Genomic DNA, 25,973 nt, shown 5'->3' on the forward strand with positions numbered 1-25,973 from the left:
TGATGGCGGGAATCATAGCGGTTTAAGGTTCAGGTGTCCGCCCGGCGAGGGCCCTGGCAGGTGACCTCAGATCACCTGTGCGCTGAAAAACCATCCTTTGTAAAGGCCTGCCTGCGTGCCGCCTAATCGCCTCCGACCGCGCCCTGCGCGGCAATCGCTCACTAAAACAAATAAAGGCGAAGTCATGCACGAAGACGCAGGTTTGTTACTGATATTGATGGCGGCCATCGGCCTGATCGTGGTGCTGGTGGTCAGGTTTCGGGTGCACTCGTTCCTGGCGCTGATGCTGGCCAGTTTTGTGGTGGGCGCCGGGGCCGGCATGCCGCTGCCGGCCATCGCCGATTCGTTCGAGAAGGGCATGGGCGGCACCCTGGGTTTTCTTGCGGCGGTGATCGGCCTGGGCAGCATCCTGGGCAAACTGCTGGAGGTGTCGGGCGGCGCCGAACGCATTGCGCGCTCGCTGCTCGACGCCCTGGGTGAACAGCGCACGGCGTGGGCCATGATGCTGGTGGGCTTCGTGGTGGGCATACCGGTGTTTTTCGAAGTCGGTTTCGTGTTGCTGATACCACTGATCTACGTGGTGGCCCGCCAGACCCGGCTCAACATCCTCTACGTCGGCCTGCCACTGGCCGTATCGCTGATGACCGTGCACTGCATGCTGCCGCCGCACCCGGCGGCAATGGCCATCACCCAGCTGCTGGGGGGCGACGTGGGCAAGGTGATCCTGTACGGGCTGATCGTCGGCCTGCCGACCGCGGTGATTGCCGGCCCGGTATGGGCCACGCTGGTGTGCCCGCGGCACGCTGCGCCCGACGCGCAGGCCGCGGCAGAGCCTGCCGCCACGCCAGCCGCTGGCCAGTCGATGCCGGGCCTGGGCCTGACCCTGCTGGTGATTCTGCTGCCGCTGCTGCTGATGGTGGGCAAGACCCTGGCCAGCATGACCCTGGCGCCCGAGGCCGGGCTGTACCGGCTGATGATGTTCCTCGGCAACCCGCTCACTGCCCTGGCCATCGCGGTGTGCTTCGCCTACTGGGCGCTGGGCCTGCGCCGTGGCCTGGGCATGGCCCGGTTGCAGGCGCTGACTGCCGGCTCCTTCACCCCGCTGGCCAGTATCCTGTTGATCATCGGTGCCGGCGGTGCCTTCAATGGCGTACTGATCGACAGCGGGGTTGGCAAGGTGCTGGCCAGCACCCTGTCGCAGTGGGACCTGAACCCGATCCTGCTGGCCTGGTTCGTCGCCGGGCTGATGCACCTGGCGGTCGGCTCGGCCACCGTGGCAATGGTCAGCGCCGCCGGCATGGTGCTGCCGCTGCTGGACGCGATGCCGGGGCAGAACCGCGAGATCGTGATCATTGCCATTGGCGCCGGCGCGATTGGCTGGACTACCGTCACCGACTCGGCGTTCTGGGTGGTCAAGGAATACCTGGGCGTGTCGCTGGGCGAGGCGCTCAAAAAATTCACCGCCGCGACACTGCTGGCTTCGGTCGTGGCCCTGGGCATGACCCTGCTGCTGTCGCACTGGGTATGAGCCTGCCCGTACTACCGTCACTTTTCTGGAGAACCGCATGATTCACGACAAGACCCTGGACCAGTGGCAGCACAGCCACCCCTTGATCGCCGACCTGGTGCGCCTGCAACCGACCACCTGGTTCAACCCGGGCCTGGCCCCGACAGCGCAGGCGCTGGGCGACGTGCCGCTGACCCTGGCCGATGTGGACGACGCCAGCGCGCGGCTGGAACGTTTTGCCAGCTACATTGCCTCGGCCTTCCCGCAGACGGCGGTGAGCAAGGGCATCATCGAGTCGCCCCTGCTGCCGTTGGCGCAGGTGCAGGCCGCGCTGTGCGCCGAAGCGCAGGTACCCGTGCAGGGCGCGCTGTGGCTCAAGGCCGACAACCTGCTGCCGATCTCCGGCTCGATCAAGGCGCGTGGCGGTATCTACGAGGTGCTCAAGCACGCCGAAGACCTCGCATTGGCGGCGGGCATCCTGCAGCCTGGGGATGACTACGCCAGCCTCGACAGCGACCGCGCGCGGGCATTTTTCGGCCAGTACAGCGTGGCGGTCGGCTCCACCGGCAACCTGGGCCTGTCCATCGGCATCATGAGTGCGCGCCTGGGCTTCAAGGCCAGCGTGCACATGTCGGCCGACGCCCGGCAGTGGAAGAAGGACCGCTTGCGCAGTTGCGGGGTGGAGGTGATCGAGTATGCGTCCGACTACAGCGTGGCGGTGGAGCAGGGGCGCCAGCAGGCCGAGGCCGACCCGCGCTGCCATTTCGTCGATGACGAAAACTCCATCAACCTGTTCCTCGGCTACGCGGTGGCGGCGCGTCGCCTGCAACGCCAGCTCGAGGCGGCGGGCATCAGGGTGGATGCCGAGCACCCGCTGTTCGTCTACCTGCCATGCGGCGTTGGTGGTGGCCCTGGCGGGGTGGCATTCGGTCTGAAGCAGATCTTCGCCGACGCGGTGCACTGCGTGTTCGCCGAGCCGACCCATTCGCCCTGCATGCTGCTGGGGGTGTACACCGGGCTGCACGAGCAGGTCAGCGTGTACGACTTCGGCATCGACAACCGCACGGCCGCCGACGGCCTGGCGGTGGGGCGCCCGTCCGGGTTTGTCGGGCGCTCCATGCAGCGCCTGATCGACGGCTACTACACCGTTACCGACGAGCAGCTGTATCGGCAACTGGCGCAACTCGAAGCCATCGAGGGCCATCGCCTGGAACCCTCGGCGCTGGCCGGGCTGCCGGGGTTCCTGCGGGTGACCGGGGAACGGCAGGGCTATCGCCAGCGCCTGGGCCTGAGCGCGCAGCGCTTGGCCAATGCCACGCACCTGGTGTGGGGCACCGGCGGCAGCATGGTGCCGGACGATGAAATGCAGGCGTATCTGGCGCAGGGCCGTACACTGCTGGCCGGACACTAGCGGAACCTGCCCCGATGCTGAACCTGCCCCCGCGTTTGAGCGCACGCCTGAACAGCTCGCAATTTGCCAACCTGCACACCTTTCTGGTGGCGGCGCGGCACCTGAGCTTTGCCCAGGCAGCCGAGGAGCTGTGCCTGACCCCCAGTGCGGTGAGCCACCGTATCGCCCGCCTGGAGCAGGCCCTGGCGCTGCGCCTGTTCGAGCGGCTGACCCGGCGCATACGCCTGACAGCCGAGGGCGAGCGGGTGTTCGCGATACTGCAGGGGGTGATGGAGCAGCTGGGCGATGCCCTGGAGCCATCGCCCGAGGCCGAGCTGCGCGGGGCGGTGGCGTTGTACGCACGCCCGTCCGCAGCGCAATGCTGGCTGGTGCCGCGCCTGGCCGACTTCCACCAGCGCTACCCGAACATCGCGCTGGACGTGCGGGTGGGCAACGATGCGGTCGACTTTCGCACGCACAACATCGACCTGGCGCTGCTGTACGCCAATGGCGAGTTTCCCGGCCTGGTCAGCCATGCGCTGATGAGCGAGACCATCGCCCCGGTGTGCAGCCCGCGCTATGCCGAGCTGCACCAGCTGTTCGACAACCCCGCCAATCTGCGCCAGTGCACCTTGCTGCACGATGCACTGGCCTGGGAGAACGCGGTGTTCGATGCCGAGTGGCAACTGTGGGCTGGCCAGCAGCGGCTGCTGGACGCCTTGCCGCAGCGCGGCCTGACCTTCGACCGGTCGGACCTGTGCGTGACGGCGGCCATCCACCACGCCGGTATCGCCATCGGCCGCCAGCGCCTGGTGCAGGCGCGTATCGACCAGGGCGAGCTGGTGCTGCCGTTCGGCGGGTTTTCCCAGCCGGGGCGCTATGACTACTTTCTGGTTCACCCGCCGCGCGACCCGTTGCCCCGGCGGGTGCAGGTACTGATCGACTGGCTCAAGGGTTGCGCCGCGGGCGACTAGACTGCAGAGGTCTGTCGCTTTTCTGTGGAGAACCACGATGAACAGCAAGAACACGATCTGCCTCTGGTACGACGGCGCGGCGCTGGAGGCTGCCACCTTTTACGCCAGCATCTTTCCCGACAGCGCGGTGGGCGCCGTGCACCGTGCCCCCGGCGACTTCCCTGCCGGCAAGCAGGGCGATGTGCTGACCGTGGAGTTCACGGTCATGGGCATCCCGTGCCTGGGACTCAATGGCGGCTCGGCCTTCCATCACAGCGAGGCGTTCTCGTTCCAGGTGGCCACCGACGACCAGGCCGAGACCGACCGCCTGTGGCAGGCGATCATCGGCAACGGCGGCCAGGCCAGCGTGTGCGGCTGGTGCAAGGACAAGTGGGGGCTGTCGTGGCAGATCACCCCGCGCGCGCTGACCGGCGCGATCACTCACCCCGACCCGGCTGCGGCCAAGCGTGCCTTCGACGCGATGATGCAGATGGACAAGATAGACATCGCCGCCATCGAGGCCGCCTTGCGCCCCCAGGCACCGACGCGAGAGTAAATTCGCCGACAACTGCACAACAGGCTTTGTGACGCGCGTGTGTGCGGGCATAGTAGCGCCCGCACGCCAGCGCGCGCGTGCGTCACTATAAAACGAGCGGTTCGGCATGCGCCCCTTCGGGCCGGTGCATGACAAGATCGCCACACGAAGGAGGCTGTGCCTTGTCAACCGTAGAGAAGCATCTATCCAGGCTTGCGTGGAGCGACGTCTGGGCTGGCTTCAAGCAACTCTTGCCGATTTCCCTGTTCGTCGTGGTGTTCGGTGTGGCCTTCGGCCTCGCTGCAGCCCAGACCGGGCTGGGGGACGCGGCGACCCTGCTGATGAGCGCACTGGTGTTCGCTGGCGCCTCGCAGTTCGCCGCGCTGGAACTGTGGGGCGAGCAGGTACCGCTGGTGCCGCTGATTATCACCGTGTTCGCCATCAATGCCCGTCACCTGCTGATGGGCGCCACGCTGTACCCCTGGCTGCGCGAGCTGCCCACTGCCCGGCGCTACGGCGTGATGCTGGTGGTGTCCGACGCCAACTGGGCGATGGCCATGCAGGCATTGAACGCCGGCAAGCCGGGCCTGGGCCTGGTGCTGGGCGGCGGTATCGCGCTGTGGTCGGCGTGGTGCCTGGGCAGTTGGCTGGGGCTGCATTTCGGCAATGCGATCCACGACCCGGTCAGCCTGGGCCTGGACATGGTGATGGGCTGCTTTCTGCTGGCGATGGTGCTGGGCGGGCACAAAAGCCTGCGCATGCTGATGATCTGGATCGTGGCGGCCGGTTCGTCGCTGCTGGCCTACTGGTACCTGCCGGAGAACAGCCACGTGGTGGTGGGCGCGCTGGCGGGCGGCATTCTGGGTGTGGTGTGGATGGAGAACAAGCATGAACGTTGAAACTGCAGGCGCCGGCACGCTGCTGCTGGTGGTGATCATGGGCCTGGTGACCCTGGCCACCCGTTGGGGGGGTGTGTTCGTGATGTCGTTCGTGCCCATCAACTACCGCGTGCAGCAGTTCATCAGCGCGATGTCCGGCTCGGTGCTGGTGGCGGTGCTGACGCCGTTGGCGGTGAACGGCGACAACGGCGCACGCCTGGCGCTGCTGAGCACGGCGGTGGTGATGCTGCTGGTGAAAAAGCCGCTGCCGGCGATTGCGGCAGGCATTGTGGCAGCGGCGCTGGTGCGGGCGCTGTAGGGGGCCGAAGGGCATGTGGCATTGCTGCATCAGGTGCACATATGTTCGGCAATGGCGCTGTATTGTCGTTTACATGTGCGCTAATTAGCCTTTGCAGACCTTCAACCATTGCAAGAGGCAACATCATGGTGACTTCAATCACGCTCCAGGCGGTAGGCGCCCCCGAGGTGATGCAGCTTCAGGCCGGCGCCGTGCAAGCGCCAGGCCCGGGCCAGGTGTGGCTTGAACAGGCCGCGATCGGCGTCAACCCGCTGGACATCAACCAGCGCAAGGGCACCGTGCCGATTGCCTTGCCGTCCGCGCTGGGCCTGGAAGGTGCCGGCACCGTGCGGGCGCTGGGGGCGGGCGTGACCGAGGTGGCCGTGGGCGACCGTGTGGCCTATGCCACCGGGCCGCTGGGTGGCTATGCCAGTGCACGCCTGTACCCGGCCGAGCGCCTGGTCAGGCTGCCCGCTGCCGTGTCGTTCGAAGACGCGGCTGCCGTGCTGTTCAAGGGCATCACCGCCCAGTACCTGCTCAAGGCGAGCTACCCGGTAGGCCCCGGCACGCGTGTGCTGATCTACGGTGCGGCGGGGGCGGTAGGGCAGATCATGGTGCCGTGGGCCAGGCACCTGGGCGCCCATGTGATTGGTGTGGTGTCCAGGGCGCAAAGCGTCGAGCGCGCCAAGGCGGCCGGCTGCAATGCGGTGCTGGTGTTCGACGCGGCCACGTTGGCGGCCCAGGTGAGCGAGCTGACCCAGGGCCACAAGGTCGATGTGGTCTACGACTCGGTCGGCCGGGTGAGCTGGGAGGCGTCGCTGGACAGCCTGCGCCCGCGCGGCACGCTGGTGTCGTTCGGCGCCACCAGCGGCGCGCCCCCAGCGGTCGAGGTGGGCACGCTGAACGCCAAGGGCTCGCTGTTCCTCACCCGGCCGTCACTGGCGGCACATACCGCCAGCCCCCAGGAGTACCAGCAGCGCGCACAGGATGTGCTGGATGCACTGGCGGCGGGTATCATCCAGCCGCACATATGGCAACGCTACCCCCTGGCCGACGTGGCCAGCGCCCATGCTGCCATCGAGCAAGGCCGGTCCCAGGGGGCGGTCGTGCTGATCCCCTGACCGACGCGCACGAGGCCGAACTCACCGATGGACCCTTTCGACAGCCGTCAGGCCGATGAATTTGCCACCTTGCTGGCGCTGCACGAGCACGGCTCGTTCGCTGCCGCCGGCCGGGTGCTGCAACGCCATGCCTCGGTGCTGTCCAAGCGCCTGGCGGCTCTGGAGCAGCGCCTGGGTATCCGCCTGGTGGAGCGAACCACCCGGCAACTGCGCTTCACCGACGAGGGCACGCGGCTGGTGGAGCGCCTGCAGCATGCCGCCAGCCTGATCAGCACGGCCGAACTCGAGGCCTGCAACGGTGCGGCGCAGGTGCGCGGGCGTCTACGCGTGGCGCTGCCGGGGGCGATGGGCCGGCGCTGGCTGAGCCCGCTGGTGGCCGGGTTTTCCCTGGCCTACCCCGAGGTGACCGTCGACGTCGACTATGCCGACCGCTTCGTCGATATCGTGGGCGAAGGCTTCGACGTGGCCGTGCGCGTCGGCGAGCTGGCCGACAACCGGCTGGTGGCGCGCAAGCTGTGCGAGCACACGCGCATCCTGTGTGCTGCGCCGGCCTACCTGCATCGTCACGGCGCACCGCAACGGCCATCCGACCTGGCCGGGCACAATTGCCTGGGTTTCAGCGGCTTGCGTTCGTTCCCCGACTGGCGCCTGAATGGGCAGGGCGGGCAGCAGACGGTGCGGGTGCAGGGCAGCCTGATCAGCAATGACAATGAAGCACTGCTGGTGGCGGCGCGCTGCGGCGTGGGGATTCTGGCCGGTGGCGACTGGATGATGCACCAGGACCTGGCCGAGGGGCGCCTGGTGCGCGTGCTGCCCCAGTGGCAGCTGGACTCGGCGTCGGGCATCTACCTGATGCGGCCTTCGGCGCGCTTCACCACGGCCACTACCCTGGCGTTCAAGCACTGGATGGAGGCGGCCTTCGCCAAGGGGGCGCCATGGCAGCACGCTGGGGCGTCTGCCGCCTAGCCCTCAGGCCAGCCCCGCCATGCGCGCCGCGCGCAGGGCGAACCACAGCGTGGCCACGTCCTCGGTACTGTCCAGCGAGCGGCCGGTGATCTCTTCGATGCGGCGCATGCGGTACACCAGCGTCTGCTTGTGCACGTGCAGCTGCGCGGCCGCCGCCAGCCACGAGCGGTTGTGTTGCAGAAACACCTGCAGGGTGTGCAGCAGCTGGGTGTTCTGCTGGCTGTCGTAGTCGGCCAGCGGGCCCAGTACGTTGCGGAAGGTACGTTCGGCTTCATCCAGGCTCTGCGCCAGCCACGGTACGCTGGCGCCGGCCTGGGCGTAGGTCACCAGCGGTTGCGCGGCGCTGGTGTGGGCCAGTGCCAGGCGCGCCTCGCGCAGCGCCTCGACACTGCGCCCGGCGTGGCCCAGCGGGTTGCTCACCCCCAGCGGCGCCTGCAGTTGCGCCTGCAGCTGCGGGATGCACTCGGCGGCGCCGAGCACGATCAGGTCATCGCCCTGAACCCGAATCAGCACGCGACGACCCTGGCGTTGCAGGGCTTCGTCGCAGGCCGCCGGTGACACCCCGGCGGCGCGGCCGAGCAGCAGGCAGGCCTGTTCGGCGCCGATGTCGAAGGCGGCCAGGCGCTGTTGTGCCTGATGCGCCGGCAGACGCTGCTGCAACAGGTCGTCCAGCAGCTCGGAGCCCAGGCGCAGGTTGCGCTCGTTGTCGACCCGCAGGCGCTCCAGCTCGATGCCCAGCACCGCCACCACGTGGTGCAACAGGCCGTAGTCGAGCAGCCCGTCACCTTCGGCCACCAGCAGGCAGTCGGCCTGGGACGGCAGCGCCATCACCAGCAGCTCGCCCGCCTCCAGCGCATGGCGCTGCACCACCGGCCGGTTGCCCGAGGTGTCGCGCTGGCGGGCCGCCAGCCATTGGCGCTGGCTTGCCGGCAGGCCGCCCAGTGCGTCGCGCCAGGGCGCCAGCGACGCGGCGTCGAGCAGGGTCAGGCGCGCCTGCACGTCCTTTTCCAGGCGCTTGAGCAGTGCGCCCAGGCCCAGCCCCTGAATGCTCATGCGGGCACTTTCGTAGACCCGGGTGATGGCGTTGCGGCGCGCCTGCTCCTCCTGCTGGCCGGCATCGACGATGGCCCGCGTGACGGCGGCGAAGGGCACGCCGTAGTGGGTGAACATCACCGCAAAATCCAGGGCGTCGGCCCGCTCCATCAAGGCCTCGAGGTTGGCCGGGGCCTGCATGTTCTCACCGATCATCATGCCCGCCAGGCCAGCGCCCGCGAGGTTTTCCACGTACGCGCGCTGGGCATCGGCATCGGCGGGTATGCCGATGCCGGTGGTCATCAGCAGGTCGGCGTCGCCCAGCCATTCGCTGGGGTCGGCCAGTTCGCACACGTGGGCCCAGCGTACCGGCTTGCCCAGCCCTGCGGCACCGCTGATGACGCGGGTGCGCAGTTCGGGCAGGGCGATGATGTCGCTGACAGACAGGGCCATGGGGCAGCTTCCGGGGCAGGGTGACGGCCAGTGTAACCGGGCATGGCGCGCCTTTGAACGGCTTTGTACGAACGTATGAAGGTGCGCGGCTGAATCTTGTTTGCGTCTGATTGTGGCGACTCGGCTGCGGCTCGACACTTGGCCTACTGAGCCATCCCGACCCGGAGAACATAACAATGCACAAGAATCTGGCCTTTTCGCTCACCCTGATCGCTGCCGCTGCGTGCAGCACATCGGCGCTGGCCGACCTCACCGTGGTGTCCCACGGCGGGGCCAACAAGGCCGCACAGGTGGCGGCCTTCTATGACACCTACCAGGCACAGACCAGCACCCGCATCGTGGCCGGCGAGTTCAATGGCGAGATGGCCAAGGTCAAGGTGATGGTCGATACCGGCAGCGTCTCGTGGGACGTGGTCGAGATGGAGATGCCCGAGCTGGCACGCGCCTGTGAAGAAGGCCTGCTCGAAGAGTTCGCCCCCGACCCGGCCGTGGCCGCGCAACTGCTGCCCGGTGCGGTACAGCCGTGCGGCGTGGGCTTTTTCGTGTGGTCGACGGTGATCGCCTACAACGCCGACAAGCTCAAGGTGGCCCCCACCAGTTGGGACGACTTCTGGAACCTGGAGAAATTCCCCGGCAAGCGCGGGCTGCGCAAGGGCGCCATGTACACCCTGGAATTCGCCCTGCTGGCCGATGGCGTGCCAGCGGCCGATGTCTACACCCTGCTGGCCACCCGTGAAGGCCAGGACCGCGCCTTCGCCAAGCTCGACCAGATCAAGTCGAGCATCCAGTGGTGGGAGGCCGGCGCCCAGCCGCCGCAATACCTGGCCTCGGGCGACGTGGTGATGAGCTCGGCCTACAGCGGCCGGATCAGCGCGGTGCAGAGCCAGACCCCGCTGCGCATCGTGTGGAATGGCGGCATCTATGACATGGACGCCTGGGCCATTCCGCGTGGGGCCAAGAAGCGCGACGAAGCACTGAAGTTCATCAACCACACCCTCAAGGCCGAGCAGCAGAAGGGCTACGCCGAACAGATCGCCTACGGGCCGGTCAACCGCGAGGCCCTGGGCCTGCTGAGCGAGCAGCGGGTCAGCGAGCTGCCCACCGGCAGCCCCAACCTGCAAGGCCAGTTGCCGATGAACGCAAGCTTCTGGGCCGACCACGGCGAACTGCTCGAACAGCGCTTCAACGCCTGGGCGGCACGCTCATGAAACTGCCCCCCAGCGCACCGCTCAAACGCAGCTACTGGCTGGAAAGCGCCGAGCCCAGCCTCAAACCCGGCCCGGCGCTGCAGGGTGAGCACGACGCCGATGTGGTGATCGTCGGTGGCGGCTTCGTCGGCCTGTGGACCGCCCTGACCCTCAAGGAGCATGAGCCGGATATCCGCGTGATGGTGCTGGAGCAGGACGTGTGCGGCGGGGGCGCCTCGGGGCGCAACGGCGGCTTCGTGATGTCGTGGTGGCCCAAGGTGGGCACCCTGGCGAGCTTCTGCACCCCGGAGCAGGCGCTGTTTCTGGGGCACAGCGCCGAGCGCGCGATCAGCGAGCTGGGCGAGTTCTGCCAGCAGCACCAGATCGACGCGCACTTTCGCCAGAAGGGCTGGCTGTGGACGGCCACCAGCCCCGCGCACATCGACACCTGGAACGCCACGCTGGCCGCCTGTGCCCGCCTTGGGGTAACGCCGTTCGAGCGGGTGCCGGCTGCCGAGGTGGCGCGCCGTTGTGGCTCGAAGGTGCACCTGGCCGGCGTGTTCGAGCGCAGCAACGCCACCGTGCAACCCGGCGCCCTGGTGCGCGGCATGCGCCGGGTGGCGCTGGAGGCGGGGGTGGTGATTGCCGAGGGTACCGCGGTCAGCGATATCCAGCCCGGCACACCGGTGCAGGTGCTGACCCCGCAGGCGCGCATCCGTGCCGGCTCGGTGGTGCTGGCCACCAATGCCTGGGCGGCTGCCTTGCCGCAACTGGCGCGCCTGATCACCCCGGTCAACAGTTCCATCGTGCTCACCGAGCCGGTGGCGACCCGCCTGGAACAGATGGGCTGGACCGGCGCCGAGTCGATCACCGATTCGCAACTGATGGTCGACTACTACCGCACCACCGTGGATGGCCGTATCGCCTTCGGCAAGGGCACCGGGGCGATAGCCTACGGCGGCAGGATCGGGCCGGTGTTCAGCCACGACCCGGGCAGCATCGCGCTGACCGAGGCCGACCTGCGCCGTACCTACCCGATGCTCGATGACGTGCGCATCACCCATACCTGGTCGGGGCCCATCGACCGCACCTACGACAGCCTGCCGACCTTCGGCGGCCTGGGCGAGCAGGGCAACATCCACTACGGCATCGGCTGGAGCGGCAACGGCGTGGGCCCCAGCCGCCTGGGCGGGCGCATCCTGGCCAGCCTGGCCCTGGGGCGCAAGGATGCCTGGAGCACCTGTGCACTGGTGGGGCGCAACTGCAAGGCCTTCCCGCCGGAGCCGCTGCGTTATGTGGGCGGTTCGCTGGTGCGCAACGCCGTGATACGCAAGGAGCGCGCCGAAATGGCCGGCCACATCGCCGGCCGTCTCGATTGCATGCTGGCCCGCCTGGCCCCGGCCGGGCTTGAAGACAAATCCTGAGGACTGCACATGAACCCTGTACTGATTCACCTTGAAGACGACACCGCCTTCGGCCCCAGCGCGGCAGTCGGCGCCCCCCTGGGCGAGCCGGTAGCCATGGCGCGTACCGCGTTGCACCAGGAGCTGGCCGGGCAGGGCGCCAGCGCCGGCTTGTGGGAATGCACGCCGGGGCGCTTCCGGCGCCAGGTGGTGCAGGCCGAGTACAGCTACATCATCAGCGGCGAGGGCAGCTTTACCCCCGAGGGTGGCGAACCTATCCCGTTCGGTGCCGGCGATGCGCTGTACTTTGCCGCCAACAGCCAGGGCACCTGGGACGTGCGCCAGACGGTACGCAAGACCTACCTGATCCTGGGTTAATGCTCCGATAGTCATGCCTGATCCTCCGGGATCGGGCGTGCGGTAGTGGCGGTGGGCAGCGAATCTGCGATGATGCGCGTGTCTGATCCTCTGATGCGGTACCCCATGCAGCTCACCTGCCACGCCGATGCCAATGCCACGCTTTGCGCCCTGATCCAACCCCTTGCCACCCGCCCGGGCCCGGTCGACACCCACCTGCCGCAGGTGCAGGTGTTGTCCTGGAGCCACTACGTGGCGAGCAGCCCGCAGATCTACGAACCTAGCCTGATGATCCTGGCCCAGGGCAGCAAACTGGCCCGGCTGGGGCCGCGCACCCTGGAATATGGGGCTGGCCACTACCTGGTGCAGGCACTGTCGGTGCCGTTCATGTGCGAAACCTTCGCCACCGAAGATGAACCCCTGCTGGGCGTGTCGGTGGCGATCGACCGCACGGTGCTGAGCGAGCTGGTGCAGAGCATGGGGTTGGGGGCTGGCCAGGTGGTGGCGGCGCAGACGCCCGAGTCCATGACATCAGCGGCGCTGGATGCGCCGATGCGCGAGAGTGTGGAGCGGCTGCTGCGTTGCCTGCACGACCCGCTGGAAAGCCGGGTGATGGGGGCGGCGCGGGTGCGCGAGGTGTTGTACGTGGCCTTGCGTGGGCCGCAGGCCGGGGTGCTGCGGGCGCTGGTGGAGCAGCAGGGGCATTTTGCGCGCATCGCTGCAGCCCTCAGCCATTTGCGCGAGCATTACGCCGAGCCGTTGAGCGTGGAGGCGTTGGCGGGGCGGGCGAACATGAGTACCTCGACGTTTCATGAGCACTTCAAACGCTGCACGTTGCTGTCGCCGATCCAGTACCTCAAGCGGTTGCGTTTGCTCAAGGCGCAGCAGATGTTGATAGGCGAGGGGTTGGGTGTGGCGCAGGTGGCGCATCGGGTGGGGTATCAGAGCACGTCGCAGTTCAGCCGCGAGTACAAGCGGCATTTCGAGCGCAGCCCGGGGCGGGAGCAGGCTTATCTCTAGGGAGGCGAGCGCGTGGCGCTCGTTCGCCGGCAAGGCCGGCTCCTACAATAGAGGTGGGCCACTCCTCATTCGGTGTAGTAGTAGCTCTTCAGAAACCGGAACTCATGCGCCTGCGCCTCGCACCACTGGGCAAACCCCACCGCCCGATCACCCGCCTGATACTGCGCCCAGGCCTCGAGCATTTCACGCAGGCTGCACACTTCACCATCAATGTAACTGCGGGTCGTCTCGGCCTCGATCAGCCGCGCCAGCGCGCTGGCACGCGCAAGCTTCGTCGCCGCAACGGTAATGTCACCCAGAAACACCGACTCATGCAGGTGATGAACCATGAAATCAACCTCGCCCAGCTCATCCAGCGCCAACTGCCGCAACGCCACCTGATCCTGCGGGTCGTGCGCCAGTGCCGCCTGGAGCCACGCCGACTCGCCCGTCAGCTTGCCCATCCAGCGATAAGGCTCGGCCAACGCCGGGCCCTCGTCGCACCAGGCTCGCAGCACCTGCCTGAGGTAGCGGGTCAAGGCATGCGACAACAACTGATGCGCACCACTGTTGCTGAAGGCAAGGTCGGCAATCTCGCAGACAATCGCCCGCTGCTGGCCCACCTCCCGCTGACGCGCACCGTCGAGAAACTCGTCCAGCGCCTTGAGCGCCGGCTTTTTCAGGCCCTGTTCGCGCAGCAGGCAATACCGCGAGAAACCGGCAAAGCCTTCACGGGAAGCATAGACCTCGCCAATGCGCCTGAGGCCTTCGAAATTGTCCTTGTTCCAGTAATACATGCTCTTCCTTGCCAGTCAGCGCCGACACCACGGTCGGCAGGGGTTCACGCCAGCGGCCACTGCGCTATCGGCTTGTAGCGGCCGCCACTGGACTCGAACAACACGAAATCGTCGATGTTCAATCTGAACGCCGGTGGCTCCGGCGTCTCCGGTACATCACCCGGGTAGTCGCGCACCAGCGTCAGGTGCGCACGAAACTCACGCACGCTGTCTTCCACGCCCAGCGGCAGCAACGCCTGCTGCAGGGCATACACCCATTGACGCAAGGCCACCGGCGTCTGCGTGGGCTCCAGCACCAGTGCATCAGCGCGGTGCCATGCGACCAGCCGGTCCAGCTCCAGGCGCAGCGGGCCTTCGGGGCGCGGCACCGCCGCCATGGCGTCGCACAGCGCAGGCAGGCGCGAGACGCCGACTTCCCCAAGGAACATCAGCGTCAGGTGAAAATTGGCCGCAGGCACCGGACGACCACGGGTGATCCCCAGTGTGCTGCGCCATTTGCCGATGGCCCGGCATTGCTGCTCGGTACAGGGCAGGGCGATGAACAGGCGCTTGAACGGCTCGCCCGGGGTTCGCAGTTCACCTCGCATGGAAGCTCCCTTGAATGTGTGCAGGTGCCGACAGGGTACCGAGCAGCGCCGACCAAGGCCAGCCGTGGTTCCCGCGCCGCTCGCTATACTCCAGGCAAGCGCTTCACTGCACCGGGGGGCCGACCTTGAACCAGCGCATCTTGCTCGCCCTCTGCACCCTTGCACTGTTGCTGGCCATCGGCGGTTGCGCCCGGTCCCGGCCGACACCAGCGCCGCAACCCCCGGTGGTGCTGTCCCAGGCCGCCTGGCAACGTGTCGACTGGGACATCATCGACGCCTCCGAGGGCGCCAGCCGTTCCGCCCAGGACTATGCGCGACGCTCCATGAAGGTATGGAAAGACGCAGTGCACGCGCGTACCGAGGCGGACTTCATTCCGTGGTTCACCGGCTACTGGACCCAGCAGTGGCTGACCCTCAAGGTGGCCTGGTACAAGGTCAGCAAGAACCAGCAGACCGCGCCCGGCGAGGACCGCCTGGCGCTCTACCTGCAGGAGCAGTACCGCGAACGGGTGCTGGAGCCGGTGGCCAGGGAAATCAACCCGCAGCTGATCCGCGAGCGCGCCACCCAACTGTACGTGCAACTGCTCGGCCAGCAGCTGCAAGGTATCGGCCAGCGCTACCGCGCCGCCCCCGACCAGTTCGCCCTGCACCTGAACCGCATTCCCGCCATCGCCCTCGGCCCGCCGGCCGCACGCGACGCCTCGGTGCATCAGCTGATCACGGCCCAGCCGCTGCTGAGCCTGCCGGCCTACCTGGCGTTGAACGAGCAGATCCAGAAGGCTGCGGTGGCGGCAGGCCAGGCGCCGTCCGACACGGGCCTGTCGTCGGTGGCCAAGCGCGCCAGCGCCCAGCTCGAAGCAACGCTGGTGCCGCGCGGCGCGGCCAGCGCGGTGGCGGCTGCGGTGGGCAAGGCGGTGGGGGCGCTGATCTCGGTGGCCTCGGCGGGCATCGGCGCGATGATGCACGAAAGCGAGCGCCCGGCCATGGTCGAGCAGCTGCGGGTGATCCTCAATGTGGCGCTCAACGAGGAATGGCAGGGCCTGATGCAGAACCCCGTCACCGGGGTGATGGCGGGGGTCAATGCGCTGTCGGGGCAGATCCGCGACAGCCTGGTGCTCAGCAGCGGCTTGCCGGCGATGCAGCCCTGATGGCGGTGCTTATGGAGTGATCGCGACTTTCATCACGCCGTCGCGCTGGTGCGCGAACAGTTCGTAGGCCGCCTCGATGTCGTCGAGCTTGTAGCGGTGGGTCACCAGCGGCTTGAGGTCGACGCTACCGCTGGCCACCACCTCCATCAGGCGGCGCATGCGCTCCTTGCCGCCGGGGCACAGGGTGCTGACGATGCTGTAGTCACCAAGCCCGGCGCCAAAGGCCGACAGCGGGATGGTCAGGTCGGAGGAATACACCCCCAGGCTCGACAGCGTGCCGCCCGGGCGCAGGATGCGCAGCGCCGACTCGAAGGTCGACTGGGTGCCCAGCGCCTCGATGCTCACGTCTACGCCACGGCCGTGGGTGAGGGCCATGATCTGGTCCACCACGTTGCCCTGCTTGAAGTCCACCACATGGGTGGCGCCCAGCTGGCGGGCTACCGAAAGACGCGCGGGCACGGTGTCGACGCCGATGATGGTGGTGGCGCCCATCAGCTTGGCCCCGGCCACCGCGCACAGGCCGATTGGCCCCAGGGCGAACACTGCCACCGTGTCGCCGATACGCACGCCGCCGCGCTCGGCCCCGGAGAACCCGGTAGACATGATGTCGGGGCACATCAGTACCTGTTCGTCACTCAGCCCGTCCGGGATCGGCGAGAGGTTGGCCATGGCGTCCGGCACCAGCACGTATTCGGCCTGGCAGCCGTCGATGGTGTTGCCGAACTTCCAGCCGCCGGCCGGTTTGAAACCGTGCGGCGTGCCGGGGCCGTCCTGGGACGAACAGCCACACAGGCAGGCATAGCTGTGGCCGCTGGGGGTGATGGCGCCGGCGATGACGCGCTGGCCCTCGGTGAAGCCCTTAACCTGGGCGCCGAGCTTTTCGATGATGCCGACCGGTTCATGGCCGATGGTCAGGCCCTTTTCCACCGGGTACTCGCCGCGCAGGATATGCACGTCGGTGCCGCACAGGGTGGTGGTGGTGATGCGGATCAGGGCGTCCGAGGGGCCGACCTCGGGGATCGGTTTTTCATCGAGCACGATGCGGTTCTTTTCGACAAAGATTGCAGCTTTCATGCGGGCCATGGTCGTTTCTCCTCAAGGGGGTACACGCGCAACTTCATGGGGCAGGGTGCGCCTGCACCGGCGGCGGGCTGTTGATCCGGGTCAAGCTGATGAGCATAGGCCATGGCGGGGCCCATCTGCGTAGCAAACAAATCACCGGGCTCCCAGGCTATTTTCATCATCTTTTGTTTTAAAACAGATAGTTAGGTAAATAATCTAAAGTTGTTTATGAAGTGAACTTAAATTGTAGGACAGGGTCATAGGTTGCTCATGCTGGCAGGTTGATATGAAAGTGCCAGCGTGCAACCCACAAGACAGATACGTGCTAAGGACTCGGTTAATGAAAATCATCAAGACGCTGGTGCTCACCTCGCTGTTCGCCGCCCTGGCCGGCTGCGGCAGCGATGCCATCGAAGGCAAGTTCAACGTGCAGGCCAGCGTGATGGGCTTCAAGAGCAACGTGGGTACCGCAGAGCTGGACGAGGACTACATCACCCTGCTGGGCGACAAGTACGAGATCGACGAGTGGAAGCGTGACGGTGACACCGTCGTCGCCCGCGACAAGAACGGCACCGCGGTGATGAACGCGCGCGTCGAAGACAACGGTAACCGCCTGGTGGTGCTGGACGGCGGTGAGCTGGTCAGCATGACCCTGACCCGCATCAAGTAACTCCCCACGCCACATTCAACTCCAAGGACGTTCTGTGAAAAAAGTACTGGCTGTATCAGGCATTGCCGCGTTGCTGGCTGGCTGCGGGTCGAGTTACCAGTGGGACGAGGTCACCACCTCCAAGGGCAGCAAGGGCAAGCCCACTGCCATTTATGTGGACAAGAAGACCAAGGAGCCGGTGTCCGGCACCATCATCTGGAAGGAAGGCGACACGCTGATCTCCGAGTTCAAGGTCAAGAACGGCAAGGTCCAGGGCGACTGGGTTACCCACAATGCCGACGGCTCGGTGGCCATCGAGGCGCAACTGGATGACGGCCAGCTGACCGGCACCACGACCGTGTATTGCAGCGGCGGCGAGAAAAAGCCGCAGCAGCGCATCGTCATCGCCGGCAAGAAGCAGACCGATAGCCAGTTCGACTGCGCCAGCGGCCTGCAGACCCGCGAACAGGTCACGGTGCACGAAGAGGGCAGCAAGCAGAACGGTCGCACCCTGGCCCAATCGGCCTGGCGCGTGGTCAATGGCGAGCAGGTGCCGGCCGTGGTCGCCAACTATGACAAGGACGGCAGCGGCCAGCTCGATGGCGTGCAGGAAACCTTCTACCCGACCGGCCAGGTGCAGGAGCGCAAGCACTACAACCAGGGCAAGCTGGAGGGCCTGCAGGAGGAGTTCGTGCTGCTCGACGACGGCACCTACCGTCTGCGTAAGGTCACTGCCTACAAGGATGGCCAGCGCGATGGCGATTCGATCCAGTACTTCGTCTCGCCCGACTGGCCGGAAAAGACCGTCGAAAAACGCGAAACCTACGCGGCGGGGCAGGACACCGGCAAGACCGTGATCTACCGCGAGCTGGATGTACAGGTGCTGGTGCCGTACCAGGACGTGCCGCCCAACCACTACAAGCTCAAGGAAGCGCTGGCCGGCAAGTCTACCCGTGACGGCTACGTGGCCGATGTGGAGTCGCTCAAGTACCTGCTGCAGGCCTCTGACATCGACCTGAACAAGCCGCTGGTCGCCGAAGCCGAGCTGCCGGTCCACTATGTGGCCGAGAATGCCTACGACATGCTGGTGAGCCTGGGCGCCGACCCGCTCAAGACCACCGCAGAGGGCAATACCCGCCTGATGATGTGCCTGAAGAACGCGTGGCGCGATTGCTCGGACGCGCACTTCGACCAGCTGCTGGCCTTGTCCAATGCCAAGACGGCCAACCTGTTCGGCAACACGCCGCTGCACGAGCTGTGCAAGAGCAACAGCCTGACCAAGGAGCGCCCGGAACTGGGCCAGCGCCTGATCGCCAGCCAGGACATCAACGCGGTGAACTACGCGGGCCAGACTGCCTTGCACTACTGCATCACGCAGCGTGACAAGACCGTGGCCAATGCGCTGATCGCGGCCGGTGCCGATCTGGACAAGGCGGACTATTCGGGCGTTACCCCGATGCAACTGGTGTTCCTGCGCGACCCGCGCCTGGGCCGTCAGAAGCAGGTGAGCTGGGACGCGGCGCGTATCCAGTACGTGGGCGGGCTGCTGGGCAAGTCCACGTTCAACTTCGAAGCGCCGTTCCCGGGCTTCGACAAGAGCCTGAAGCAGCTGATGATCGAAGCCAGCGATGCGCAGAGCGCAATGCTGGTTGACAGCCTGGCTGCCAACAAGGGTTGACCCCAGTCGCCGGGAAGGCTGGCCCCTGCAGGTGCAGGAGCCGGCCTTGCCGGCGAAGGCGCCGCATCAGGCGCCGACAGCCTCGCGGCTCATGACGCCATCGACCAGCCGCTGGATTCCCAGCGGATTGGCATTCTGCAACGCTTCGGGCAGCAGTGCATCGGGGTAGTTCTGCAAGCACACCGGGCGCAGGAACCGGTCGATCGCCAGTGAACCCACCGAGGTGCCCCGGGCATCGGACGTGGCCGGGTACGGTCCGCCATGCACCATCGCATCGCACACCTCGACCCCCGTCGGATAGCCATTGAGCAGAACCCGCCCGACCTTTTCCACCAGCAACTCACCCAGCCAGCGGTATTCGAGCAACTCGGCCTGCTCGCCGATCAGGGTGGCGGTCAGTTGTCCGCGCAGCCCTTGCAATGCCAGCGCCAGCTGCGCATCGTCCTCAATCTCGATAACGATGGTGGTTGGGCCGAACACTTCTTCCTGAAGCAAATCATCACCTTGCAGCAACAAGTTCACATCGGCTTTGAACAGCTGGGGTTGCGCCTGGCGCCCGTTCTGCGCGGCCCCTGCCAGGTGCGTGAGGCCAGGATGGCGGTGCAGGTGCTCCAGCCCCTTGGCATAACTGGCCAGTGCCCCGGCATTGAGCATGGTCTGTGCAGGCTGTTCGGCCATCTGTGCGACGAAGGCGTGCACAAAGTCACTGAACGCCGGCGAGCGCACGCCGATGATCAGGCCGGGGTTGGTGCAGAACTGCCCGCAGCCCAGGGTAACCGAACCGGTCAGCTCGCGGGCGATGGCCGCCCCACGCACCTGCAGCGCCTGTGGCAGCAGGATGACGGGGTTGATGCTCGACATCTCGGCGAACACCGGGATCGGCTGCGGGCGCTCCGCGGCCATTTTGCACAGGGCGTTGCCGCCCTTGAGCGAGCCGGTGAAGCCCACCGCCTGGATCGCCGGGTGGCGCACCAGCCATTCTCCCACGCCTGCACCATAGATCATGTTGAATCCCCCCGCCGGCATGCCGGTGCGCTGCGCAGCGCGCAGGATCGCATCGGCCACCCATTCGGCGGTGGCCATGTGCCCGCTGTGAGCCTTGAACACCACCGGGCAGCCGGCGGCCAGCGCCGAGGCGGTATCGCCGCCGGCCGTGGAGAAGGCCAGCGGAAAGTTGCTGGCGCCGAACACCGCCACCGGCCCCAGGCCGATGCGGTACTGGCGCAGGTCCGGGCGCGGCAGTGGCTGGCGCTCTGGCAGCGCGCGGTCGATGCGTGCCCCGTGGAAGTCGCCACGGCGCAGCACGTTGGCGAACAGGCGCAGCTGCCCGCTGGTGCGCCCGCGTTCGCCCTGGATGCGTGCAGCGGGCAGGGCGGTTTCGCGGCATACCGTGGCGATGAAGTCATCGCCGAGGCCGTCCAGCTCGTCGGCGATGGCATCGAGAAATTCGGCGCGCCGCGTCGCAGGCAGCGTACGGAACTGCGGGTAGGCGCTGGCGGCAGCCTTGGCGGCGGCGTCCACTTCTTCGGCAGTGGCCTGGATGAAGGTGCACGCCAGCGCTTCGCCGGTGCTCGCATCCAGGCTCTGCAGTACGGTGGTGCCGGCAGCGCTGCGCTGGCCGGCGATGTAGTTGTGGCCGAGAACAGAGGTCATTGCGGGGTCCTTGTCGGTTGAGGGCAGGGGCTCAGGTGATGGCGCCGATCTGCCAGGGCACGAATTCGTTCTGGCCGTAGCCATGTTGTTCGCTCTTGCTGCGCTCGCCCGAGGCAATGCGCAGCATCAGGCGGTAGATGTGTTCGCCGCGTTCCTCGATGGTGGTGCTGGCGTCGGCGATGCCGCCGCAGTTCACGTCCATGTCGTCTTCCTGGGTTTCCCACAGGCGGGTGTTGGTGGCCAGCTTGATCGAGGGCGACGGTGCGCAGCCGTAGGCCGAACCGCGACCGGTGGTGAAGGCGATCAGGTTGGCGCCGCCGGCGACCTGGCCGGTGGCCGAGATCGGGTCGTAGCCGGGGGTGTCCATGAACACCAGGCCGTGGGCACGCACCGGTTCGGCGTATTCGTAGACGTCCATCAGGTCGCTGGAGCCGGCCTTGGCCACGGCGCCCAGGGATTTTTCGAGAATGGTGGTGAGGCCGCCGGCCTTGTTGCCGGCCGAGGGGTTGTTGTTCAGTTCGGCGCCCATGCGCTCGCAGTAGGCTTCCCACCAGTGGATGCGCGCGATCAGCTTTTCGCCCACTTCGCGGCTGACCGCACGGCGCGTGAGCAGGTGCTCGGCGCCGTAGATTTCCGGGGTTTCGGACAGTATCGCGGTGCCACCGGCCGCTACCAGGCGATCCACCGCATTGCCCAGTGCCGGGTTGGCGGTGATGCCCGAATAGCCGTCGGAGCCGCCACATTGCAGGCCGACGGTCAGGTGCCTGATGCTGACCGGCTCGCGACGCACCTGATCGGCTTCGGCCAGCAGCGACTTGACCTGGGCGATGCCGCTGGCAATGGTGCGCGTGGTGCCGCCGGTGCCCTGGATGGTGAAGGTGCGCAGGGTGTGGCTGCTGTTCAGGCCCTGGGCGGCCAGCAGGTCGGGGATCTGGTTGGTCTCGCAGCCCAGGCCGATCATCAGCACAGAGGCGAAGTTGGCATGCACCGCGTACCCGCCCAGGGTGCGCTGCAGCATCGCCAGCGCCTCGCCGCCGGGGTCGACCGCGCAGCCCACGCCGTGGGTCAGGGCCACCACGCCGTCCACGTTGGGGTAGGGCGCGAGCGCCTCGGGGTGGATGTCGCGGCGAAAATGGTCGGCGATGGCGCGTGCCACGGTGGCCGAGCAGTTCACCGAGGTGAGGATGCCGATGTAGTTGCGCGTGGCCACCCGGCCGTCGGCGCGCACGATGCCCATGAAGGTATCGTCGGTGCTGGCCGGTGTGCCCTTGGCGTCCACGCCGAAGGCGTAGTCGCGGGCAAAGTCGCCCATGGCCAGATTGTGCACGTGCACATGCTCGCCGGCGGCGATGGGCTGGCTGGCGAAACCGATGATCTGCCCGTAGCGGCGCAGCGGCTGGCCGGGGGCAATGGCGCGCACCGCCACCTTGTGCCCTGCCGGGATGGCCTGCAGCACCTCGATGTGCTCGGCCTGCAGGTGCAGGCCCTTTGGCAGGGGCTGGCGGGCGATCAGCACGTCGTCCAGCGGGTTGAGGCGGATCACGGCGTTGGCGGCGCTGTCGCTGCCTGTTGTTGTAATGAGTTGCATCTCAGTCATCTCCAGAGGCGTGGGCCGGGCTTACGCCAGGCCGCGCTCGCGATAGTCGATCAGGCCGGAGAACAGCATCAGGCCGAAGGCCATGACCACGAAGAAGATCAGGGCCAGGAAGTAGGAGCCGGTGAACTGCACGATCAGGCCGATCAGGATCGGCACCAGTACGCCGACCATGTTGCCGCAGAAGTTCATGCTGCCGCCCAGGATGCCGGCCTTGGACTTGCCGCCCAGGATCGCCGGCAGGCACCAGTACATGCCGCACCAACGGATGAAGAACAGCGCGACGCACAGCAGGGCGATGACCCGCGCGGCATCCGGGGTGTAGGCCACCAGCAGGATGCACAGGGCAGCTACGGCGGCGGAGCCTGCGAACATGCTGCGCATCACGGTGTTGGGCTGGCCGCCGCTGGCTTTCCACTTGTCGGCGATCCAGCCGCCGATCAGCTCGCCGACGAAGCTGCACATGAAGATCAGGAAGGTGGCGCCGCCCATGGCCTTGATGTCCAGGTTGTGGGCCTGGTGCAGGTAGCTCGGCATCCAGGTCAGCAGGCCGTAGAACACGCTGTTGTAGCAGGCATAGCCGGCGAACATGGCCAGTACCGAGCGGCTCTTGAGCAGCTCCTTGAGGATCGCCTTGCGCCCGTTGCCGTCGCTGGCCACCGCGTTGGCCTGGTTGATGTAGTCCAGCTCGGCGGCGTTGACCTTGGGGTGCTCGGAAGGGTGGTTGCGGATGTACCACCAGGCCCAGATGCCGACCACGATGGTGCCCACCCCGGCGATCACGAAGGCGATGCGCCAGGAGTCGAACCAGGTGATCAGGCCGGCGATGATGATCGCGCCGAATGCGGTGCCCAGCGGCGCGCCGCCGTCCACCAGGGTGGCGCCACGCCCACGCTCGTTGGGGGTCAGCCAGGCGCCGTTGAGCTTGGCCCCGGCGGGCATGATCGGCGATTCGGCCACACCCAGGCCGACGCGGGTGATCAGCAGGGTGATCCAGTTGTGCGCGCCGCCGGCCAGTGCCTGGAAGGCGCCCCAGCCGATGGTGGCAGCACCGATGATGTTGCGCACCTGGAAACGGTCCAGCAGCATGCCGCTGGGGATCTGCATCAGTGCGTACGACCAGAAGAACGCGCTGAGAATCAGGCCTTCCATGGCCGGGGTCAGTTCGAATTCCGCCGAGATCAGCGGCAGCGCCACCGACAGCGAGGCGCGGTCGATGTAGTTGATCGCGGCCAGCAACAGCAGGATCAGGAAGATGCGCCAGCGCACGGTGGTGGGCCGCTGGGCATCGGTGGCAGCCAGGGCAGGTGCCGGGGCGGCCTGCAAGGAGGTGTCTTTCATGCTCATCTCACTCTTATGGTTGTTATGAAATGCCGCGGCGGCGCGCGGGGCGCCGCCTGCGGTTCAGAGCGCTTTCACCTCGCCGGGTGAGATGGCCGAAGGCGTCACGCTGATGCCATTGCGCAGCGGGGCGCCGAACTCGGGCAGGCTGATTTCGAACACGTCGCCGGGCGCGGCCTTGACCTGGTCGGCGAACGACAGGGTCGCGGTGCCGAAGAAGTGCACGTGCACATCGCCCGGACGCAGGAACTGGGTGTACTTGAAGTGGTGGTACTCCAGGTTCTCCAGCGAATGGCACATGTTGTCCTCGCCACTGAGGAATTCCTTTTCCCACAGCAGGTTATCACCGCGGTGGATACGGCTGACGCCGCCCAGGTGAGCGGGCAGCTCGCCGACCCGCAACTCGGGGCCGTAGGAGCAGTTGCGCAGCTTGGAGTGGGCCAGGTACAGGTAGTTGCGCCGCTCCATCACATGGTCGGAGAACTCGTTGCCGATGGCGAAGCCTACCCGGTAGGGCTGGCCGTCATCGCCGATCACGTACAGGCCGGCCAGCTCGGGCTCTTCGCCGCTGTCTTCGGCAAAGGCGGGGCTCTGGAACGGCTGGCCGGGGCGTACCACGATCGAGCCGTCGCCCTTGTAGAACCATTCCGGCTGCACACCGGCGGTGCCGGAGGGCGGGCGACCGCCTTCGATGCCCCACTGGAAGATGCGGGCGGTGTCGGTCAGGGCGGTGCTGTCGTCGATTTTCTGCTGGTGCATCTTGTCGCGGGTCGAGGCGCTGCCCAGGTGGGTCAGGCCGGTGCCGCTGATCAGGCAGTGGGCGGGGTCGTCGTGGTCCAGCGGCGGCAGCACCCGGCAGTCGGCCAGGGCCTGGGCGTAACTGTGGGCGGTGGCGTCCAGGCCGCGGGCGAGCACTTCGTCGCACAGGCTGCGGGTGTTGCGAATCGCGGCCAGGGCCAGTTCACGCATGGTGCGGGTATTGCGTACCACCTGGATCAGGTCGCCTTCGATGACGCCGACGTGACGCGCGGCTGCAGGGGTTTCGAATTGGATCAGACGCATGCTGACTCCTGATTGTTCTTGTGGGGAGGGCTGTGTCCGACACTTTAAATTTGCGTGGCTTTGCTGCCTAATGACAGCTGTTGACCGAGGGATAACCAAAAGTAATCACCTATGCTGCCACCCCTGACTACCATGGCTTCGCGCCTGCGCATGCGCCAGTTGCGCCTGCTGATCAGCCTCGACGAGCTGGGCTCGATCCACAAGGCCGCCCAGGCCCTGTCGATTACCCAGCCGGGCGCGACCAAGGCCCTCAATGAAATCGAATCGACCCTGGGCGCGGTGCTGTTCGAGCGCACCAGCAAGGGGCTGGAGGCCAATGACCTGGGGCGCTGCGTGGTGCGTTATGCGCGCCTGATCAATACCGACCTGGCGCACCTGCGCGAAGAGATGATCGGTATTCTGCAGGGCCACGGCGGGCGGCTGTCGGTGGGTTCGATCATGGGGGCGGTACCGATGCTGGTGGAGGGCCTGGCGCGTCTGCGCGAGAGCCAGCCGGACCTGTCGGTATCGATCGTCGAGGACACCAGCGACCGCCTGCTCAGCTTGCTCGATCAGGGCCGTCTGGATGTGGTGATCTGCCGAACCAGCGTGAGCCCGCGACCGGGCGCCTATGTGAGCCGGGCCAGGCATCAGGAGCAGTTGGTGGTGGTGGCGAATCTGCAGCACCCGCTGGTGGGGTGTGCCGAGTTGAGGCTCGAGGCGTTGGCCGATTCACGCTGGGTGGTGTTCCCGGTGAACATGCCGATGCGCTTGACGCTGGAGCGTGAATTTCGTGAGGCGGGTTTGAGCTTTCCGCTGTATCCCATTGAAACTTCATCAACTTTTACCACGCTCACGTTGCTGTTGCAGGACCGTGGGCTGGTGGCGGTGATGCCGTGGGACTCGGCCAGGATCGCGCTCGAGCATGGGATGCTGGCGCAACTGCCGCTGGTGTTGAACTCGCGCAGCGAGCCCTATGAGGTGGTCACGCGCAAGGGGGTGGAACTGCCGGTGCCGGCGCAGTTGCTGATCGAGGCGCTGGGGGTGTGAGGTGACAGGCCGGGCCCGTCGCCGGCAAGGCCGGCTCCTNNGGCCTTGCCGGCGAAACGGTTGGCGCGAATCAGGCCGTAGAGCCGACCTTCTTCGCCGCCTGACCCTTGGCTGCCTGCTGGCGGCAGGCCTGGCCGAAGGCTTCGAACATCTTCACCGAGTCCGGGTTCTGCGCCGCCTGCCATTCCGGGTGCCATTGCACCGCGAACAGGAACGGCGACAGGCTTGGTGCATGGATCGCTTCCACCAGCCCGTCTTCGGCACGTGCCAGTGGCTCGAGGCCTTCACCCAGGG

The 25,973-nt window shown here is 66.8% G+C and carries 25 protein-coding genes; 16 read left to right on the forward strand and 9 right to left on the reverse strand.

Annotated elements, in window-relative coordinates; all coding sequences use genetic code 11:
* The first annotated feature begins 184 nt into the window (after positions 1–184).
* From B4I46_RS11700 to B4I46_RS11735, 8 genes are all read left to right on the forward strand, one after another.
* Positions 185–1,528 (forward strand): gluconate:H+ symporter, encoded by a 1,344-nt coding sequence (locus tag B4I46_RS11700; RefSeq protein WP_210014905.1) that lies wholly within the window; start codon positions 185–187, stop codon positions 1,526–1,528.
* Positions 1,529–1,565: 37 nt separating this feature from the next.
* Positions 1,566–2,918 carry a D-serine ammonia-lyase gene (locus B4I46_RS11705; RefSeq protein ID WP_100632810.1) on the forward strand — a complete coding sequence of 451 codons (1,353 nt, stop codon included), beginning with the start codon at positions 1,566–1,568 and terminating at the stop codon, positions 2,916–2,918.
* Between the two features lie 14 nt (positions 2,919–2,932).
* Complete coding sequence (gene dsdC / locus B4I46_RS11710) at positions 2,933–3,871, forward strand: DNA-binding transcriptional regulator DsdC (protein ID WP_058540116.1); 939 nt, start codon at positions 2,933–2,935, stop codon at positions 3,869–3,871.
* Positions 3,872–3,908: 37 nt separating this feature from the next.
* Positions 3,909–4,406 (forward strand): VOC family protein, encoded by a 498-nt coding sequence (locus tag B4I46_RS11715; protein ID WP_286900300.1) that lies wholly within the window; start codon positions 3,909–3,911, stop codon positions 4,404–4,406.
* Between the two features lie 161 nt (positions 4,407–4,567).
* Entirely contained in the window at positions 4,568–5,284 is a 717-nt protein-coding gene (locus tag B4I46_RS11720; protein ID WP_043861363.1) for an AzlC family ABC transporter permease, read from the forward strand.
* A complete protein-coding gene (locus B4I46_RS11725) occupies positions 5,274–5,582 on the forward strand; it encodes an AzlD domain-containing protein (protein ID WP_043861362.1) in 309 nt (102 codons plus the stop codon). The genes B4I46_RS11720 and B4I46_RS11725 overlap by 11 nt, the downstream gene beginning before the upstream one ends.
* Before the next feature lie 125 nt (positions 5,583–5,707).
* The gene (locus B4I46_RS11730; protein WP_054914602.1) at positions 5,708–6,682 is read left to right on the forward strand and encodes a quinone oxidoreductase family protein; all 975 of its coding nucleotides are present in this window, start codon (positions 5,708–5,710) and stop codon (positions 6,680–6,682) included.
* Between the two features lie 27 nt (positions 6,683–6,709).
* Positions 6,710–7,648 (forward strand): LysR family transcriptional regulator, encoded by a 939-nt coding sequence (locus B4I46_RS11735; protein WP_274096349.1) that lies wholly within the window; start codon positions 6,710–6,712, stop codon positions 7,646–7,648.
* Positions 7,649–7,651: 3 nt separating this feature from the next.
* Here B4I46_RS11735 and B4I46_RS11740 read toward each other — a convergent pair whose 3' ends face one another.
* Positions 7,652–9,133 carry a PucR family transcriptional regulator gene (locus B4I46_RS11740; protein ID WP_286900305.1) on the reverse strand — a complete coding sequence of 494 codons (1,482 nt, stop codon included), beginning with the start codon at positions 9,131–9,133 and terminating at the stop codon, positions 7,652–7,654.
* Positions 9,134–9,309: 176 nt separating this feature from the next.
* On the opposite strand from B4I46_RS11740, the gene B4I46_RS11745 reads away from it, so the two are divergent.
* The 4 genes from B4I46_RS11745 (at position 9,310) to B4I46_RS11760 (ending at position 13,100) form a co-directional block, all read left to right on the forward strand.
* Positions 9,310–10,341, forward strand: a complete 1,032-nt coding sequence (locus B4I46_RS11745) for an ABC transporter substrate-binding protein (protein ID WP_286900306.1) — start codon at positions 9,310–9,312, stop codon at positions 10,339–10,341.
* Positions 10,338–11,744 (forward strand): NAD(P)/FAD-dependent oxidoreductase, encoded by a 1,407-nt coding sequence (locus B4I46_RS11750; protein ID WP_286900307.1) that lies wholly within the window; start codon positions 10,338–10,340, stop codon positions 11,742–11,744. The genes B4I46_RS11745 and B4I46_RS11750 overlap by 4 nt, the downstream gene beginning before the upstream one ends.
* Before the next feature lie 9 nt (positions 11,745–11,753).
* Complete coding sequence (locus tag B4I46_RS11755; protein WP_286900309.1) at positions 11,754–12,101, forward strand: cupin domain-containing protein; 348 nt, start codon at positions 11,754–11,756, stop codon at positions 12,099–12,101.
* Positions 12,102–12,206: 105 nt separating this feature from the next.
* On the forward strand, positions 12,207–13,100 hold the full coding sequence (locus tag B4I46_RS11760; RefSeq protein ID WP_054914598.1) for an AraC family transcriptional regulator: 894 nt from the start codon (positions 12,207–12,209) through the stop codon (positions 13,098–13,100).
* 65 nt (positions 13,101–13,165) lie between these two features.
* Here the strand turns inward: B4I46_RS11760 and B4I46_RS11765 are convergent, their stop codons facing one another.
* Both B4I46_RS11765 and thpR read right to left on the reverse strand, forming a co-directional pair.
* A complete protein-coding gene (locus B4I46_RS11765; RefSeq protein ID WP_078480350.1) occupies positions 13,166–13,876 on the reverse strand; it encodes a hypothetical protein in 711 nt (236 codons plus the stop codon).
* Between the two features lie 44 nt (positions 13,877–13,920).
* Positions 13,921–14,463, reverse strand: a complete 543-nt coding sequence (gene thpR, locus B4I46_RS11770) for an RNA 2',3'-cyclic phosphodiesterase (protein WP_043861354.1) — start codon at positions 14,461–14,463, stop codon at positions 13,921–13,923.
* Between the two features lie 125 nt (positions 14,464–14,588).
* Here thpR and B4I46_RS11775 point away from each other — a divergent pair, with 125 nt between their 5' ends.
* Positions 14,589–15,611 (forward strand): hypothetical protein, encoded by a 1,023-nt coding sequence (locus tag B4I46_RS11775; RefSeq protein ID WP_123752565.1) that lies wholly within the window; start codon positions 14,589–14,591, stop codon positions 15,609–15,611.
* A gap of 9 nt (positions 15,612–15,620) precedes the next feature.
* On the opposite strand, the gene B4I46_RS11780 is transcribed toward B4I46_RS11775, so the two are convergent.
* A complete protein-coding gene (locus B4I46_RS11780; RefSeq protein WP_043861352.1) occupies positions 15,621–16,694 on the reverse strand; it encodes an NAD(P)-dependent alcohol dehydrogenase in 1,074 nt (357 codons plus the stop codon).
* A 319-nt stretch (positions 16,695–17,013) separates the two neighbouring features.
* Here B4I46_RS11780 and B4I46_RS11785 point away from each other — a divergent pair, with 319 nt between their 5' ends.
* A complete protein-coding gene (locus tag B4I46_RS11785) occupies positions 17,014–17,343 on the forward strand; it encodes a hypothetical protein (protein ID WP_043861351.1) in 330 nt (109 codons plus the stop codon).
* A gap of 34 nt (positions 17,344–17,377) precedes the next feature.
* Positions 17,378–19,000, forward strand: a complete 1,623-nt coding sequence (locus tag B4I46_RS11790; protein ID WP_043861350.1) for an ankyrin repeat domain-containing protein — start codon at positions 17,378–17,380, stop codon at positions 18,998–19,000.
* A 66-nt stretch (positions 19,001–19,066) separates the two neighbouring features.
* On the opposite strand, the gene B4I46_RS11795 is transcribed toward B4I46_RS11790, so the two are convergent.
* The 4 genes from B4I46_RS11795 to araD1 form a co-directional block, all read right to left on the reverse strand.
* Positions 19,067–20,653: an aldehyde dehydrogenase (NADP(+)) gene (locus tag B4I46_RS11795; protein WP_286900314.1), complete on the reverse strand. Its 1,587-nt coding sequence runs from the start codon at positions 20,651–20,653 to the stop codon at positions 19,067–19,069.
* A gap of 31 nt (positions 20,654–20,684) precedes the next feature.
* On the reverse strand, positions 20,685–22,241 hold the full coding sequence (locus B4I46_RS11800; RefSeq protein WP_286900317.1) for a UxaA family hydrolase: 1,557 nt from the start codon (positions 22,239–22,241) through the stop codon (positions 20,685–20,687).
* A gap of 30 nt (positions 22,242–22,271) precedes the next feature.
* A complete protein-coding gene (locus B4I46_RS11805; protein WP_376787195.1) occupies positions 22,272–23,588 on the reverse strand; it encodes an MFS transporter in 1,317 nt (438 codons plus the stop codon).
* A 63-nt stretch (positions 23,589–23,651) separates the two neighbouring features.
* Positions 23,652–24,650 (reverse strand): AraD1 family protein, encoded by a 999-nt coding sequence (gene araD1, locus B4I46_RS11810; RefSeq protein ID WP_058540128.1) that lies wholly within the window; start codon positions 24,648–24,650, stop codon positions 23,652–23,654.
* A gap of 111 nt (positions 24,651–24,761) precedes the next feature.
* Between araD1 and B4I46_RS11815 the strand changes: the two genes are divergently transcribed.
* Positions 24,762–25,679, forward strand: a complete 918-nt coding sequence (locus tag B4I46_RS11815) for a LysR family transcriptional regulator (protein ID WP_054914590.1) — start codon at positions 24,762–24,764, stop codon at positions 25,677–25,679.
* Between the two features lie 70 nt (positions 25,680–25,749).
* Here B4I46_RS11815 and B4I46_RS11820 read toward each other — a convergent pair.
* On the reverse strand, positions 25,750–25,973 hold a 224-nt coding region (locus B4I46_RS11820), incomplete at its 5' end, for a gamma-glutamyl-gamma-aminobutyrate hydrolase family protein (protein ID WP_286900323.1).

Source organism: Pseudomonas sp. UBA7500, from assembly GCF_002478435.1.
GTDB lineage: Bacteria > Pseudomonadota > Gammaproteobacteria > Pseudomonadales > Pseudomonadaceae > Aquipseudomonas > Aquipseudomonas palmensis.